This is a genomic window from Streptomyces sp. NPDC127068 (assembly GCF_042724695.1).
In the GTDB taxonomy this organism is placed as follows: Bacteria; Actinomycetota; Actinomycetes; order Streptomycetales; family Streptomycetaceae; genus Streptomyces.
The window spans coordinates 42,839-57,830 of record NZ_JBHXEN010000002.1; the positions used below are offsets into that span (position 1 = coordinate 42,839).

13 protein-coding genes and 1 pseudogene are annotated in these 14,992 nt (G+C 72.1%); 1 reads left to right on the forward strand and 13 read right to left on the reverse strand.

Features of this window, described 5'->3' with window-relative positions; translation table 11 throughout:
* Positions 1-48: 48 nt before the first annotated feature.
* Both ACFWIA_RS01525 and ACFWIA_RS01530 read right to left on the reverse strand, forming a co-directional pair.
* Positions 49-121: pseudogene (locus ACFWIA_RS01525) on the reverse strand.
* Between the two features lie 131 nt (positions 122-252).
* Positions 253-627 (reverse strand): FKBP-type peptidyl-prolyl cis-trans isomerase, encoded by a 375-nt coding sequence (locus ACFWIA_RS01530; RefSeq protein WP_386999264.1) that lies wholly within the window; start codon positions 625-627, stop codon positions 253-255.
* Positions 628-1,145: 518 nt separating this feature from the next.
* Between ACFWIA_RS01530 and ACFWIA_RS01535 the strand changes: the two genes are divergently transcribed.
* Positions 1,146-2,357: a hypothetical protein gene (locus ACFWIA_RS01535; RefSeq protein ID WP_386999266.1), complete on the forward strand. Its 1,212-nt coding sequence runs from the start codon at positions 1,146-1,148 to the stop codon at positions 2,355-2,357.
* A gap of 142 nt (positions 2,358-2,499) precedes the next feature.
* Here the strand turns inward: ACFWIA_RS01535 and ACFWIA_RS01540 are convergent, their stop codons facing one another.
* The 11 genes from ACFWIA_RS01540 to ACFWIA_RS01590 form a co-directional block, all read right to left on the reverse strand.
* Positions 2,500-4,146: a pyruvate, phosphate dikinase gene (locus ACFWIA_RS01540; RefSeq protein WP_386999268.1), complete on the reverse strand. Its 1,647-nt coding sequence runs from the start codon at positions 4,144-4,146 to the stop codon at positions 2,500-2,502.
* 77 nt (positions 4,147-4,223) lie between these two features.
* Positions 4,224-4,856: a transcriptional regulator gene (locus ACFWIA_RS01545; RefSeq protein ID WP_386999270.1), complete on the reverse strand. Its 633-nt coding sequence runs from the start codon at positions 4,854-4,856 to the stop codon at positions 4,224-4,226.
* Entirely contained in the window at positions 4,853-5,995 is a 1,143-nt protein-coding gene (locus ACFWIA_RS01550; protein ID WP_386999272.1) for a TetR/AcrR family transcriptional regulator, read from the reverse strand. The genes ACFWIA_RS01545 and ACFWIA_RS01550 overlap by 4 nt, the downstream gene beginning before the upstream one ends.
* A 189-nt stretch (positions 5,996-6,184) precedes the next feature.
* The gene (locus ACFWIA_RS01555; RefSeq protein WP_386999274.1) at positions 6,185-6,772 is read right to left on the reverse strand and encodes a histidine phosphatase family protein; all 588 of its coding nucleotides are present in this window, start codon (positions 6,770-6,772) and stop codon (positions 6,185-6,187) included.
* Positions 6,773-6,870: 98 nt separating this feature from the next.
* The gene (locus tag ACFWIA_RS01560; RefSeq protein ID WP_386999276.1) at positions 6,871-7,479 is read right to left on the reverse strand and encodes a hypothetical protein; all 609 of its coding nucleotides are present in this window, start codon (positions 7,477-7,479) and stop codon (positions 6,871-6,873) included.
* Between the two features lie 127 nt (positions 7,480-7,606).
* Positions 7,607-9,217, reverse strand: a complete 1,611-nt coding sequence (locus ACFWIA_RS01565; protein WP_386999278.1) for an ATP-binding cassette domain-containing protein — start codon at positions 9,215-9,217, stop codon at positions 7,607-7,609.
* The gene (locus tag ACFWIA_RS01570; protein WP_386999279.1) at positions 9,214-10,827 is read right to left on the reverse strand and encodes an ATP-binding cassette domain-containing protein; all 1,614 of its coding nucleotides are present in this window, start codon (positions 10,825-10,827) and stop codon (positions 9,214-9,216) included. Before ACFWIA_RS01570 ends, ACFWIA_RS01565 begins: the two co-directional genes overlap by 4 nt.
* Positions 10,817-11,671 carry an ABC transporter ATP-binding protein gene (locus ACFWIA_RS01575; RefSeq protein WP_386999282.1) on the reverse strand — a complete coding sequence of 285 codons (855 nt, stop codon included), beginning with the start codon at positions 11,669-11,671 and terminating at the stop codon, positions 10,817-10,819. Before ACFWIA_RS01575 ends, ACFWIA_RS01570 begins: the two co-directional genes overlap by 11 nt.
* Positions 11,668-12,747, reverse strand: a complete 1,080-nt coding sequence (locus ACFWIA_RS01580) for a FecCD family ABC transporter permease (RefSeq protein ID WP_386999283.1) — start codon at positions 12,745-12,747, stop codon at positions 11,668-11,670. The genes ACFWIA_RS01575 and ACFWIA_RS01580 overlap by 4 nt, the downstream gene beginning before the upstream one ends.
* The gene (locus ACFWIA_RS01585; RefSeq protein WP_386999285.1) at positions 12,744-13,793 is read right to left on the reverse strand and encodes a FecCD family ABC transporter permease; all 1,050 of its coding nucleotides are present in this window, start codon (positions 13,791-13,793) and stop codon (positions 12,744-12,746) included. The genes ACFWIA_RS01580 and ACFWIA_RS01585 overlap by 4 nt, the downstream gene beginning before the upstream one ends.
* A 62-nt stretch (positions 13,794-13,855) precedes the next feature.
* Complete coding sequence (locus tag ACFWIA_RS01590; protein WP_386999287.1) at positions 13,856-14,929, reverse strand: ABC transporter substrate-binding protein; 1,074 nt, start codon at positions 14,927-14,929, stop codon at positions 13,856-13,858.
* Between the last annotated feature and the right edge of the window lie 63 nt (positions 14,930-14,992).

Sequence of the window (14,992 nt, forward strand, 5' to 3'; positions counted from 1 at the left end):
ACCGGTCTTTCGCCGGGGCCCGGCGTCCGCGTCGACATCAAGTAGGCGCAAGACCGGTCGGATTCGAACCGACGTCCTCCAGCTCGATGCGTGGGCGCGACGACCTCTGCGCTACGGCCTTGCTGCGGACGATCATAAACGCAGTCGCAGGATTTTTTCGATTACCGGTTCGAAACGGGGGAAGTCAGGCGTTGCGGGTGCCCGGGGCGGCGCACTCCTGTCGGCTCCCTGGTCGACCAGCAACACACCTCCTCAGACCGCAAGCAGGTCGACCACGAACACCAGGGTCGAGTTCGCCGGGATCGAGGGCGAGGGCGACTGCTTGCCGTAACCGAGACGCGGGGGAACGATGATTTCGCGCCGGCCGCCGACCTTCATCCCCCGCACGCCCCGGTCGAAGCCCTTGACGGCCCGGCCCCCGCCCAGGGCGAACTTGAAGGGCTGGCCCCGGTCCCAGGAGGAGTCGAACTCCTTCCCGGACGCGAAGGCGACTCCGACGTAGTGGACCCTGACCACCCTGCCCGGCTTCGCCTCGGCGCCGTCCCCGACGACCAGGTCCCGGAAGGTCAGCTCGGTGGGAGCAGCCCCCTCGGGCACGTCGACCTCGGGCTTCGTCGGTTCACTCATCGCAGCCTCATCGCTCCTTGCCGGCGGCCCCCGTACGGAACTGCCGGCCGCATGGACGTTCCCTGCGGCACCCGGTCACGTTACCGGCGACTGAACGGGAGCGTGCTGCGACTGCGCAACGTGGGCACGCCCAGCCTCAGCGTCGTCCGAACCGCCGCCTGAGGCGGCGTGGAGCTTGAGCGGGTGGCCGGAAGCCGCCACCGTCTCCCGCCGTGCACATGCGGGCGAGGGCGCTCACCGGCCGTCGGCCGCGACCGTCACCGTGGGACCGGAAGTGCTGCTGGGGCGCCGTCACCTGGAGGCCGTGCCCGTCCGTGGGGCGGGGCGGACGTGTCGGACAGCAGATGATACGGGCAAAAGTGAACGGGCGTACGAATCCAGCCGATTCGTAGATCGAGCTGCCAACGGGCGGGCAGAGGCGGAAACTTGATCTGCTTGGGGGGCCTTGCTGGCTGGTAACAGACGCAACGCCCATGCATATGTCTGTCAATGTCATTGAAGAGATCAGGAGTGTCCGGATGGCCCGCTTCCGCGTTCGCCGACCTGCATCCCTCGCCGCCGCGGCAACCGCCCTGCTCCTCCTGGGGTCGGCGCCCACGGCGGTGGCCGAGCCCTCCGAAGGGAAGCTGACCTCAGGGCTGCTCCCGATCCCGCCGGGAGGGATACACAGTTTCGTCAAGGGACTGAACAGCAGCGGCACGGTCGTCGGCGACTACTACGTGCAGGGCTCCGACGGACCACTCGCGATCCGGTGGAACGCCGGCCGCCCCGGCTACACCCGCCTGGCGCCGCTGCCCGGTGAGCAGTTCAGCCGCACGACCGCGCTCAGCGACCGCGGATGGGTGGTCGGCCTGTCCTACAACACCCAGCCCAACTCCCACCCCGTGCGCTGGAGACCGGGCGGCACCCCGACCCGGCTGACGCTTCCCGGTGGGTCCAGCAACGGCAACGCGTCGGCCGTCAACAACTCCGGGGTCGCGGTCGGCGACGCCTCCGTGGCGAACAACCGCTCCCAACCCCTGCGCTGGCAGTCCGACGGCAGCCGGACCGAGCTGCCCGTGCTGCCCGGCGACGACAGCGGCACCGCGACGTCGATCAACAGGTCGGGCACGGCGGTCGGATGGACCGAGAAGCGCGACGGCACCGACGGCCCCGCGCACCCCGTGCGCTGGAACGCGGCGGGCGTCGCGAGCGCGCTGCCCCTCCCGGCGGGAATCGTCGGGGCCCGGACGAGCCAGATCACCGACAACGGCGTGGTCTTCGGCCACGGACGGCTCGCCGGGAGCACGGCGTACGACCGGGTGCTGGTGTGGGCGGCCGACGGCACCGTCCGTGACGCCGGGCGCGGGCGGGGATACGACGTCAACCGGGCGGGCACCGCCGTGGGGGCTTCGTTGGAGGACAACCCGAACGGCGACACGGCCCGCTGGAACGCGGACGGCACCAGGACCGTGCTCGACAACCCGGCGGAAGCGGCCGGGGAGGTGCTGTCGATCAACAACCGGGGCGCGGCAGTCGGGTACGCCTGGCCGCCGGCCGGCAACCCCGCGCTGGACAAGGCCCTGTTGTGGAAGCCCGACGGCACGGTCGTCCCGCTGCCGCCGTCGTCCCTCGGTCCCTACGCCGCGGCGTTCGCGATCAACGACGCCGGAGTGATCGCCGGGTTCTCCGTCGGCACCGACGGCGCCGGCAATGCGACGACCTGGCGTGCGACCGTCTGGAAGCGCTGACCCCCGCCGCCAAGGGGGCGGGTGAGGAACGGCACGATCCCCGGCGCCTCACACATGACGCGCCCGGGATCGTGCTGCCCGGGTGACGTCGCGCGAACCGTCTGCCGCCCGCGACGGAGCGGCTGACCGGCGCTCCGCGGGGTCAGTGGGGCGTCCCCCGGTCGGCGGCACGCAGGACGGCCTGCGCCGAGAACAGACGTTCCTGCTCATCACGGTCGCCGTCGGCGCCGCTCACGACGTCGTCCGCCCACCCGAGCAGCCGGTGCAGATGGGGGTCGGTCGCGGCCGCGACGATGCGGGGCTCACCCACGACGACCTCACCGCCCGTTCCGTCGACAGCGATGAGCGTGCCCTCGGGGAGGGTGCGCCCGCCCGCCCGGACGCAGCCGTCGACGGTGTCGACGGTGAGGTCCGTCGCCCCCACGACGGCGGGCTTCCCCATCGCCCGTGCCACCACGGCCGCATGACTGGTCGGCCCGCCGCGTGCCGTGACGACCCCGGTCGCGGCAGCCAGGCCGTGCAGGTCGAGCGGGGAGGTCTCCGGGCGCAGGAGGAGGACCGGGCCGCCCGCCGCCAGCCGCGCCGCGCTGTCGGCGGTGGTCGCCACCCGACCGACGGCCACTCCGGGAGAGGCTCCGAGTCCCCGGGTGAAGACGTCCCGGGGGTCGATGGCCGCGATGCGCGGTGTCCGTACCTGGGCGAGGTGCTGCGGCGAGACGCGCAACAGGGCCTCGTCGCGCCCGATGGCTCCCGCCTCGGCGAGGTCGACCACGACCCGTACCGCGGCCCGCCCGACGAAGCGTCCGGGACGCACCTGGAGGATCCACAGCTCGCCCGCCTCGAAGGTGAACTCGACGTAGCACGCGTCGCGGTAGTGCTCCTCCAGCCGGTCCAGGGCGCTCAACAGGCGGGTCCACACGGCGGGTTCCCGGTCGGCCAGCTCGTGCAGGGGGCCGGTCAGCGAGCTGCCGGAGACGACGTCCTCCCCCTGACGGCCGAACAGGACGTCACCGAACGGAACGTGCTCACCGGTGTTGGGGTCGCGGCTGAAGGCGACACCCGACCCGCTGCGCTCGTCGCGGTTGCCGAACACCATCGCCTGGACGGTCACGGCCGTGCCGAGGTCGTCGGGGATGTCGTGCAGGGCGCGGTAGGTCTTGGCGCGCGGGGTGTCCCACGACGAGAACACCGCTGCGACGGCGAGCTCCAACTGCCGGGACGCGTCCTCGGGAACGGGCTCGCCGCTCTGTTCGTGGATGAGCTGCTCGACGTGACGGATCGCCGTTGCGAAGGCGCTCGGGTCGCCGTTGCGCCCGGCGATCGCCCGGTCCACGCCGGCCAGGCTCTCCTGGCCCACACCGATGACCTGGGCGGCGAAGCCGGTCAGGAACCGCAGCCGCGAGTCCAGCGCGAACCGCGGTTCGCCCCGCTCCTCGGCGAGCGCGGCCGTCGCCCGGGAGGTGAGCCCGAGGTTGAGGACGGTGCTCATCATGCCGGGCATCGACACCTTGCCGCCGGAGCGGACCGACACTGCCAGCGGACGCTCCGAGCCGCCGAGCTCGCGGTGCGTGGCGTCCTCCAACTCGGCCACCGCAGAAGCAAGTTCGACGGTGAGACCGTGGGGCAGGCGCCCGGTGCGGAGGTAGGCGCGGCACGCCTCCGTACCGATGACGAACCCCGGTGGCACGGGCAGCCCCAAACGGCGGAGCACGATCAGCCCGTGGGCCTTGCCGCCGAGGACGTCCGCCGTCTCCTCGACTTCTGCCGAGAGCGGGTGAATCCAGGTCATCGCGTGGTCATCTCTGCGTCGCCTCCGTTGCTCCGGCTGCGGGGGAGGGGGGCTGCCGTGCGCGGCGGCCGGTGGTCTCAGTGGCGCGGGATGCCGAGCGTGGCCAGCAGGTCCTCGTGCAGCTGGAACCACACGGTGTGGTACGAGGCGGTGCTGTCCGTCACGTACTCCAGAGCGCCCGACCTCGCACGGACGAGCGCGTCGGAGAGCCGGACGGGATAGCGCTGGAACCGGAGCAGGGCCGCGGACAGCTCCGCGCACAGGGGCTGGGCACGCTGGTGGAACTCCGTGAACCGGTCGAGGACACGGGCGTCGTAGGAGGAGTCGCTGTGGTCGTTCATCGTCATGGCGCCGTCGACGGTGCGGGTCTGCCATGCCGTGCAGAGGTCGAGGAGTTCGGGGTTGAGGACGAGGAACCGGTCGAGGGCCGCGGTCAAAACGGGGCGCACACCGGCCGCCGCCACCTCGTCGGCGATCCGCTCGGCGTCCGCGGCGCGGCCCGCGTCCGTGAGGCCCCAGCCGCCGAAGTCGCCCGGGGTGCGCGTGACGAGCCCGGCGACGGCGAGGTCGATCAGCCCCGACTCGACGTCGGACTCGGGCAGTCCGGTCGCCCCGGCCACGGCGGACAGCCCTGAGAAGCCGATGCAGCGAAGGGTGTGGAGTACCAGCAGCTCGGTGCTGGTGGCGTGAGACGAAACGGGTCGGGTCATGGCGCGGCCCCATGGGGTGTGGTGTGGGAAACGTCTGCGGTGGTGAGGTCGAGGCTGGCCGCGGCGTGCGCGGCACCTGGTCCCTGGGCTCGGCTGACGATCGCGTCGTGCCGTACGCGGACCGCGTACTCGGTGCTGTCGTCGGCGTTCGGTACGCCGACGGCCGACGCCAACAGGCCGCGTTCGTCGAGGACGAGACGCAGGCGCGGCCGGCTGTCGGGAGCGAACGCGCGCTCCAAGCAGCGGGCGAAGTCACCGATCCGCAGGCGGACGAGGCGTCCGGTTTCGGCGGGGTCGGCCGTGGTGACCGCCACGGTGATCAGATCGCCGGCCCGCGCGCTGCGGACGGCCTCTTCCGCGGCTGCGAGACGGTGGGTTCCGAGGACCGTGATCACACCGTCCCCGGCGAATCCGACCGTCCGCCCGCCGAGCAGGTCCCGCAGCGTGCGCGGTGGGTCCCACCGGTCGTGACAGGCCCGCGCGGGCGGGACGTAGGGCAGGTACGGGGGGTTCCAGGTGTCGGCGAGGGCAAGGGCGTCCAGGTGTGCGCAGGCCAGTGCGATGTCGAAGGGGTCGCCGAACCCGAGGGCCGGATCCGTCGAGGTGCCCGGGCCGTCCAGCAGCCGCAGGGTCAGCTGAGCCCGCCGGACCTGTCGCGCGGGCGGCGTGTCGGTACCGGCGCGCGAGTCCAGTGACTCCAGCGCGAGCGCGAGCAACAGCGCCTCCACGCGGGTCACTTGGCCGAACGCGGCACGGATCGGTTCGTCGTCGAGGACCTCGGTCAGTGAGCCCAGGTGCACCCGGCCGGCGGCGGGGCCGTGTGCGGACAGCGGCAGCCGTTCGAGCCAGATGCGGGCGAAGGCCCCCAGGGCCTCGGCGCTGGAGGTCCGGACGGGCGCTGCCGAGGGGTCGACCCCGCCCGCGGCGTCGTGCTCGAACAGGTCGATCAGTACGGCCAGGTAGAGGGCGCGTTTGCCCGGGAAGTTCGAGTACACCGCGCCACGCGTCAGTTCGGCCCGCTCGGCGATCCGGTCCACCTTCGCCGCCGCGTATCCACGCTCGGTGAACTCCGCCTTCGCCGCGGTCAGTACGGCGGCGCGGGTGCGCTCCTGCTGTTGGGCTCGGGTCAACCGGACCATCCGCTGCTCCTTGCCGTGCGTACGCCGCTGTCGTGCGCGCCGTCCAGTTCAGCTGTTCAAGCGTCTCCGCTCCCGACTGAAGATACACGCAACATCCCGATGGTGAGAACATCTGAGTGTGCGTGGTGCGCAGGGCTGACCGCTCGGGCACTGCCGAGGACCTGCTGTGAGGGCGCCGCGCTCATCCGCTCAGGGCCGGGCGCCGGGCCCGAAGCCCGTCCAACGCAGGTCCGCGGGGAGATGGCTCATGTCGTTGTAGACCACCAGCGACGGGGCCGCGCCGGTGTAGTACTCGATGGCCGTCACCGCCGTGTTCCCGCAGCTCATCCCCAGCCACCGCTCGGGCGGGGCGCCGAGGGCGTGTCGCAGGAGCCAGGCCACCTGGTAGGCGTGGGTGACCAGGACCTCGTGCGTCTCGGTGTCGGCGGGGCGGGCGAACCGGTCGGTCAGCGCGTCCGCGAGGCGCTCACCCCTGGCCGCTTCGACGGGGTCGTAGCCGTCGAACACCCCGGCCCATGCCGTCGGGGGCTTCTCCGGCACGTGCGGGATGTGGTCGGTCAGTTCGGCCGCCTCCCGCACGGGGACCCCGTGCAGGCGTTCGCCGATGAGTCGGGCGGAGTGCACCGCCCGGGGCAGCGGCGAGTGCCACACCGTGTCGATCGGCAGGCGCGCCAGGCGCTCCGCGAGCAACTCGGTCTGGCGCCGTCCGACTTCGGTGAGCCTCCCGAAGGCGTCCGCCGCGCCGTGTCTGACCATGAACAGACGCCGAGTCGCCATGTCGGCCCTTCCCGGAGGAGGTGAGTGCAGATGCTCGGAACATCCGGATGGTACTGAAATCCAGACGTCTGGCGAGGCATGCCGAACGCAGGCCGGGTCTACCCTCCGGATGCATCCTTGATGAGGTCGATCTGGTGCGTGGCCACGTGGTGCACGGTCCCGGTCGTGGTGTCCACGGCTCGCACATGAGCGACGACGCTGCCCAGGCGCATGACGACATGGGTGGTGCTGGTGCCCTTGAACGCTTCGGTCTCGTCCGCGCCGGACGCGATCTCGACCTGCTTGGGCACCGTGACGGAGGCCCGCGCCGTGGCCGCCAGGCTCTTCCGCACGGCGCTCGCCGCCCCCGGGGAATCGAAGGAGTAGAGGGTGAACTCGATGTGCCCTTCGCCCGCGGGCCCCTCGGCTCCGAGTTCCTTCTTGCCGCCGGCCACCAGTCCGCCACAGGACGCACCACTGCTCTCGGCGCAGTTCTGGCGCGCTTCCTGCCCCTCGATCACGGTCGGGTCGTCCCCGACGAGGGCGTCCCCCAGGGTGTAGTCGGTGGGGAGCGCCGACCGCACCTGCGCGGCCGAGAGCGAGATGAACGGTTTCGCCTTCGTGGTCCGTCCGTTCGCAGCGGGCGCGTCGCTGCGCTTCCCGGTCGTTGCCTCTTCGCCGTCCCCGCAGCCGGTCAGCGTGGCTACCAGTGCTGCGCTGAGCAGCATTCCCCGTATCGCGGACTGCACCCGAACTCCCCCCACACCCACACTGCTTGACGGCGCCTACTAAACCACCGTCCGTTGGGGTCTTCACAATTCACGGCCTCGGCGGCGGGCGTCGGAGCCGGCGCGCCTACTCCGTTCCGCCGTGCGGGCCGGATCCGGCTCCTTCGGGGGTGCTCCCGTGGAGGGTGATGACATCCGTCGGGTCCCAGATGTCGGTGCGGCGATGGGTGACCGCGATGAGGGTGCTGGGCAGTTGTCGTAGCGTCTCCACGACGTGTCGTTCCGTCGTCGTGTCGAGCGCTGCCGTTGCTTCGTCGAGGACGAGGACCGGTGCGTCCTTCAGGAGTGCGCGCGCGAGGGCGACGCGTTGGCGTTCTCCGCCGGAGAGAGCGTTGCCGTGGTGGCCGACGTGCTGGTGGATGCCCTGGGGGGACCGGGCGATGACGGTGTCCAGGTGGGCCTTCCGAGCGGCTTCGAGGACGTCGTCGTCGGTGGCCGTGGGGTCGCCGAGTCGGATGTTCTCGGCGATGGTGCCGTCGAACACGACCGGTTCTTGGGGGACGTAGGCGAAGTGCGGGGCGAGGTCCTCGTACCGCAGGTCCGTCAGGGCGGCTCCGCCCAGGGTCACGCTCCCCTCCCCGGGGTCGTCGAAGCGCATGAGCAGGTTCAGCAGGGTGCTCTTGCCGCTTCCCGTCGGGCCGGTGACGAGCACCCGCGCCCCTTCCGGGATGACGGCGCGGACGTCGCGGAGCACGGGCGGGTGCGTGATGCCCGCGAGTTCCAGTGCGTGGCCGTCGCGCGCGGCGCTCCGTGCGGGTTCCGGCAGGGCCGGCGCGGTAGCCGCGGTGCGGTACTGCCGGACCACGGTGCGCAGGTCGTTCACCGTCGGTCCGGCGAGCGCGAGCGCGTCCAGGGGCGCCGCGGCCCGCCCGGTCAGGACCAGGAGCGCGAGCGCCGATGCGGGATCGTCGATTCCCGTGACCGCGAGGAGCACGACGACCCCGGCGAGCGGAAGGACACCGGCGAGGTGCGAGACGAGGGCCGCCGGTGCGGAGGCGTTGTTGGTGCGCGCGAGTGCGGCTTGCTGAGCCTGCCAGGTGGCCGCCAGGCGTGCGACGGCCCCCTCGGAGCCGGCGGCCGTCCGCAGCAGTTCGAGGTGGTCGACGAACTCCAACGAGGCCGCGGCGGCGGCCTGCTCGGCGTCGCCCCGGCCGGCGTCCGCGCGGGCCAGGGCCCGCTGGGCGAGGCTCTGCGAGAGGAAGGCGACGGTCAGCAGCCCGCCCACGCACAGCATGGCGGACGGCCCGCTGACGAGTCCGATGCCGACGAGCAACAGCAGGGGGAGCAGCGGCGAGAGGACGAAGGTCTGCAACTGGTGGGCGGGCACGCTCATCAGCGTCGGGACGGCGCGCCCGGCGACGGTCCCGATCAGCGCCCGGTGGGTCTCCGTGAACCAGGACAGCTTGGCACGCGCGAACGCGGTACCGAGCGCGTCGTAGAGGTCGCCGGCGAGCCGGGCGCCGGTGAGGTAACCGCCGCGTGAGACCAGCACGGTCGTCGCGACGGCCACCCCCGCAGCGCCGAGCACGGGTCCGGGCGGCTCCCCGTTCGCGAGGGCCCGGGCGAGTGCCGTGTACGCGGACGCTTCCGCAACGGCGACGAGCACCCAGCCGCACCCGATCAGGGTCAGCCGTCGCTTCGCCGCGGCGGGAAACGCCTGCAGTACGGGCGTGGTCATCGTCGTCCTCCGTGCCTCGTGAGGTGCCCCTCGGCGAGCGTGAGTTGTTCGTCGGCGGTCGCGGCGAGCCGAAGGTCGTGCGTGACGACGATCAGCGTCTTCCCCGTGTCGGCGAGGAGGCGCAGCTCCGCCATGACCCGGGCGGCCGTCCGCTCGTCGAGGGCGCTGGTCGGTTCGTCCAGGAGGATCACGGGCGCTTCGGTGAGGAAGGCCCGCGCCAGTGCGACGCGTTGCCGCTCGCCGCCGGAGAGGTTCGTCGTCCCGGTCCCCGGCGGGACGTCGAGCTGCGCCCGCCGGAGCCCCTCGGTGAGGTCTCCGTCCTCGGTGTCCGGGGCGGAGAGGCGAAGGGTGTCGCGGACCGTCCCGGGCAGCACGTCACCACCCTGCGGAACGAGGAGCACCGGTCCACCGATAGGCCGCGCGGTCGGGTCGGGCGGGAGGACGACGTGCCCTGCCGTCGCTGATTCGAGTCCGGCGATGACACGCAGGAGCGTCGTCTTGCCGCATCCGCTGAGCCCGGTGACGGCGGTGATCGTCGCCGGTTCGAACGTGTGGGTCACCTCGTCGACGAGGACGCGTTCCGCGTTCCCGACCGTGAGGCGGACCAGGGCCGTGCCCGGGGTGGTCCCCCCTGCGTCGGCTCGCTGCGCGGCGGGCGTGACGACGGGTTCCCGGAACACCTCGGCGATGCGGTCCGCGGCAGCGCGACCCGCGCGGACGTAGTCGAGACCGTGGCCGAGGCGCAGCGCCGGGGTGACGGTGGCCAGGCCGAACAGCAGCATCGCGGCGAGCGTGCCGGTGTCCTGTCCGTGGCCGACGGCGTAGGCGATCGCGTAGGTCGCGGCTGCTTGGAGCAGCGCTCCGGCGACGGCGGCGAGCGTCGCGACCCGTCCCACCCAGCGGACCATTCCGGTGGTGAAGCCACGGGTCGCCGCCGCGTAGCGGGCCGCGGCGCCGCCCTGGGCTCCGTAGCTGCGGCTGATGCGGATTCCGCGGGCGTAGTCGTCGACCGCGGTCACGATGTCGCTCATCACCCGGACGCTTTCGGCGCCGTGGCGTGCGGAGGTCCGCGGAACGACGAGCAGGTAGTAGCAGGCGGCGAGCAGTCCCGGGACGAGGGCGAGCAATGCGGCCGGCCCTGCGACGGAGAGCAGGGCGACCGCGCTGGCCAGGGGGACGACCGCGAGCGTCGCGAGCTCGGCGGGCAGGTGGGCGACGGCGTGGTGCAGCGCTGCGACGTCGTCGGAGACCAGGCGGCGCAGCGCATCGCCGCCGCGCTTGGCGAGCGCACTCGTCGGCATCCGGGCCAGGTGCCCTGCCACGTCGTGTCGCAGACGTTGGGCGAAGCGGGCTTCGCCGCGGTGCGCCGTCCACGAGGACACGGCGGACAGCAGGCCGCTGACGGCCCATGCGGTGCACGCCCCCACCGCGTGCGCGGGCCGTGGGTCGGTGAGGACCCGGGTCGCGAACCAGAGCGCGCCGAGACCGCAGAGCCCGGCTACCGCTGCGGTGAGCGAGGCGACGCCGAGCACCGGGAGGCTGGGCAGCAGCGCCCGCGCGAGGGGCGAACGCCGGACCGACGGCGAGGGCGACCCGTGTTCAGACGTCATCGACGCTCTCCCGTCGGGTCGTGCGGTCGAGTCCGATCGGAACGACCTGGGGGGTGCCGGCGACGGGGTCGGCGACGACGAGGCAGCGCAGCCCGAAGACGTCCTCGACCAGGTCCGTGGTGACGACCTCGGCCGGCGGGCCCTCGGCGACGACGGCGCCGTCCTTCATGGCGACCATGTGTGTCGCGTACCGTGCCGCCTGATTGAGGTCGTGGAGCACTGCGACCAGGGTGCGGCCGGCGAGGTGCAGGTCGGTGAAGAGTTCCAGCAGTTCGATCTGATGGGTGAGGTCGAGGAAGGTCGTCGGCTCGTCGAGGAGGAGGATGTCCGTCTGTTGGGCGAGCGCCATCGCCACCCAGACGCGCTGGCGTTGTCCGCCGGAGAGCTCGTCGACCAGGCGCGGCGACAGGTCCTCGACACCGGTCGCGGCCATCGCCTCCGCGACGGTGCGCTGGTCGGTGTCGGTCCATTGGCGGATGAGCTTCTGGTACGGGTAGCGTCCGCGGGCGACGAGGTCGGCGACCCGGATGCCGTCGGGGGCGAGCGAGGACTGCGGGAGCAGCCCGAGCCGTCGGGCGACGTCCTTGGCCTTGTAGGCGTGGATGTCCTGCCCGTCGAGGACGATCTGCCCGGTCGAGGGCCGCAGGAGTCGGGAGAGGCCGCGCAGCAGCGTGGACTTGCCGCATGCGTTGGGGCCCACGATGACCGTGAACGATCGGTCCGGGATCGCCACGGACAACCGGGCGTTGACCGGGTGCTCGTCGTATCCGATCGTCACGTTCTCGGCGCGGAGCCGGCAGCCGGTCGACGGGCGCACGCGCTTCTCGGTGTCGGAACGGGTCATATGCTTCGTCTCGTTTCGCGGATCAGCAGCCAGATCAGGTACAGCCCGCCGAGGCAGACGGTGATCAGGCCGACGGGCACGGGCCGGTACGCCTGCGCGATCGCCAGTGACGTCGCTTGGGCGAGGGCGAGGAGGGCGGCCCCCATGAACGCGGCGGAGGCGACCGTGACCCCGGGGGTGCGGGTCAGTCGGCGAGCGAGCTGCGGCGCGCAGAGGGCGACGAACCCGATCGGTCCGGCCGCGGCGGTCACCAGGGCGCTCGTGGCGACACCCGCGATCAGGAGCACCGGTCGGGCGCGGGCGGCGCTGACCCCTTGGGCGAGGGCCGCGTCGTCGCCCAACTCCAACTGTCGGAGCGCCGGGGCGAGGGCGGTGACGCATCCGAGGACGAGCGCACCGCCGATCAGGGCGGGGACGAGGGCGGCCCATCCGACCCGGCTCAGTGAGCCCGCTCCCCAGAAGCCGACGCTCATGGCGTCGTTGATGTCGGCCCGGGTGATGAGGTAGGAGTTGATCGATCCGAGCATGGCCGAGACGGCGATGCCCACGATGATCAGCCGGAACCCCTGCACCCCCTTGCGGTACGCGAGCAGGTAGACCGCGCCCGCGGTGAGCAGGCCGCCGGCGATCGCGGCCGTGGCCACCGACCCATAGTGGTGGCCGCCGAGGAGCAGCATCGTGAGGACGACGCCGGTGTAGGAGCCGGCGTCGAAGCCGATCACGTCCGGTGAGCCGAGGGGGTTGCGGGTGAGGGACTGGAAGACGGCCCCGCCGATGCCCAGCAGCGCGCCGAACAGGAGCGCGCCGATCGCCATCGGCAGACGCCATTCGGTCACGATCAGCCGGTGGAAGTCGTCGCCCTGCCCGGTGAGCGCCCGCACGACCTCGACGGGGCCGAGCGGATAGTCGCCGAAGCCGAGGGAGAGCACCGCGACGCCGACCGCGAGGACCGCGAGGGCCGTGTTGACCGCCAGGCTGCGGAAGCCGAAGCGGATGGCGACGAGGCCGCCGATGCGGAGGCGGGCGTGCCGGTAGCCGAAGTCGATCGGTCTCGGCCCCGTGGTGGAGCGGTTCACAGTCCGGCTGCCTTCCTGCGACGTACGAGCGCGATGAGCACGGGGGCGCCGATCAGGGCCGTCAGCACGCCTGCTTCGATCTCTCCGGGGCGGGCGACGACCCGCCCGATCACATCGGCGGCCAGGACGACGGTCGGCGAGGCCAGGACGGTGTAGGCGATGATCCACCGCTGGTCGGGTCCGGTGAACCAGCGCACGACGTGCGGGACCATCAGCCCGATGAACGCCATTCCTCCGGTCAGTGCCGTGGCGCCGCCCGCGAGCAGCGTGACCGCGGCGATCCCGGTGACGCGCGTGCGGGTGACGCGGGCGCCCAGTGACGCGGCCTGATCGTCGCCCAGGGCGACGGCGTTCAGCGCTCCGCCCAGACAGCACGCGATCACCAGCCCGACGACGAGGAACGGGAGCACCGCGAGCGTGTCGGGGAGGGAGGTGCGGTCCAGCGATCCGAGGCCCCAGTTCCTGAGGGACCGGAACGTCTCCTCGTCCATGAGCATCATGAACGTCGAGAACGCCGTCAGCACCGCGGCCAGGGCCACACCGGCGAGTACCAGGGTGACGGGTGAGGCGGAACCCCTTCCGGAGGAGCCGATCGCGTACACGACCACGGTGGCGATGACCGCGCCGAGGAAGGCGAACCACACGTACCCGGTGACGCCCGACACTCCGAACAGGCCCACCCCGATGGTGATCGCGCATCCCGCCCCCGCGTTCACGCCCAGGATTCCCGGGTCGGCGAGCGGGTTCCGGGTGAGCGCCTGGATCAGCGCTCCGGCGACCCCGAACGCGATGCCCGAGACGATGCCGACGACGGTGCGGGGCACCCGCAGCGTCCAGACGATCGACGCCGCCTCGGACCCGTCGGGGTGGAACACGTTCCCCCACACGTCCCGCAGCGGCAGCGGATTCGCACCGAAGCTCACGCTCAGGGCCAGCACGCCGGCGAGGACGCACGTCAGCGCCACCAGCCCGAACATCCGCCGGGCTGGCGGGAGTCGTTCCGGGCGTTTCTTCTCCAGCAGGCCGTGCGACGCGTCCGTGGTCATGATCCTCCTCCAGAAGGAGCGGGCGGGGCGCGCCAACGCGCGCGCCCCGCACCGGTGGGCTGTCAGAGGGCGTCGGCGAGGCGCGGGACGAGGTGTCCGGTCGCCCACTTGTTGCCGATCGGCCCGCCGCTGCTGATCGCCCACAGCAGGTCCCCGCCGTCGTCGGTCTTCGGCGCGAGCTGCACGAAGTTCCCGGAGGACACGGCGCCGAGGTTCCGGAACAGGTCGCGACCGGTCAGCTCCCGCATCTCCTTGTCGCCCGCAGCCGCGCTCTGACCGAGCAGCAGCACATCGGCGTCGATCTTCGACAGCAGTTCGTCGCTGACCGTGGCGTCCCGGGCGAACTCCCGTGCGCTCGGGTTGTTGGCGAAGCCGAGTTCACCCAGGAACGTCTCCGGAGCGGAATCGGGCCGCGACAGGTACTGGAGCCCGTTGGCCTGGCCGTAGAAGATCGCCCAGGTGGCGGTGAGCCCTTCGAACTCCGGGTGCTTCTTGCGGAGCGTCGCGAAGTGCTCCTCGTGGTCGTCGACGACGCGCTTCGCGGCGTCGACGAGGTCGAGCGTCTCGCCGAGCACCCGGATCGAGTCCTGCCAGGGGATGAGCAGTTGGGACGAGGTGTCCGGGCTGGTCACGACCGGGGCGATGCTCTTCAGCCGGTCGTAGTGGTCGGCGAGCTTCACCCCGCCGAGGCCGTCCGTCCACCCGACGGCGACGATGAGGTCCGGCTTGCTCGCGGCGATCGCTTCGACCGGCACCTCCTCGCCCATCACGAACTCGTAGGTCTTGACGTCGTCCGCACCGTGCTTGCCGAGGTACCCGCCCTCCTTGACGAAGCTGGAGCTGAGCACGGGCGTCACCCCGAGCGAGAGGAGCAGTTCCGTGTCGATCGCGTTCGGCACGACCGCCGCGATCCGTTCGGGACGCTTCTGCAACACGGTCTTGCCGAAGGGCGATTCCAGGGTCAGCGGGTAGGAGGTCTTCCCCTCGGCGGCCGGCAGCCGGCTCGCCCCGTCGCTGGCCGCCGTCTTCCGGGACGATGGTGTGGACTCCGTGGACGAGCATCCGGTCAGGGTGAGGGCGGCGGCCAGCGCCGCGCCGATCAAGCCGGTGATGCTGCGGCGTCGTGTGAGGTTCATGAGTGCCGTTCTTGTGTTTCTCGGGGTGGGGACGAACAGGGCGGGGCCGCCCCGACGGTCGGT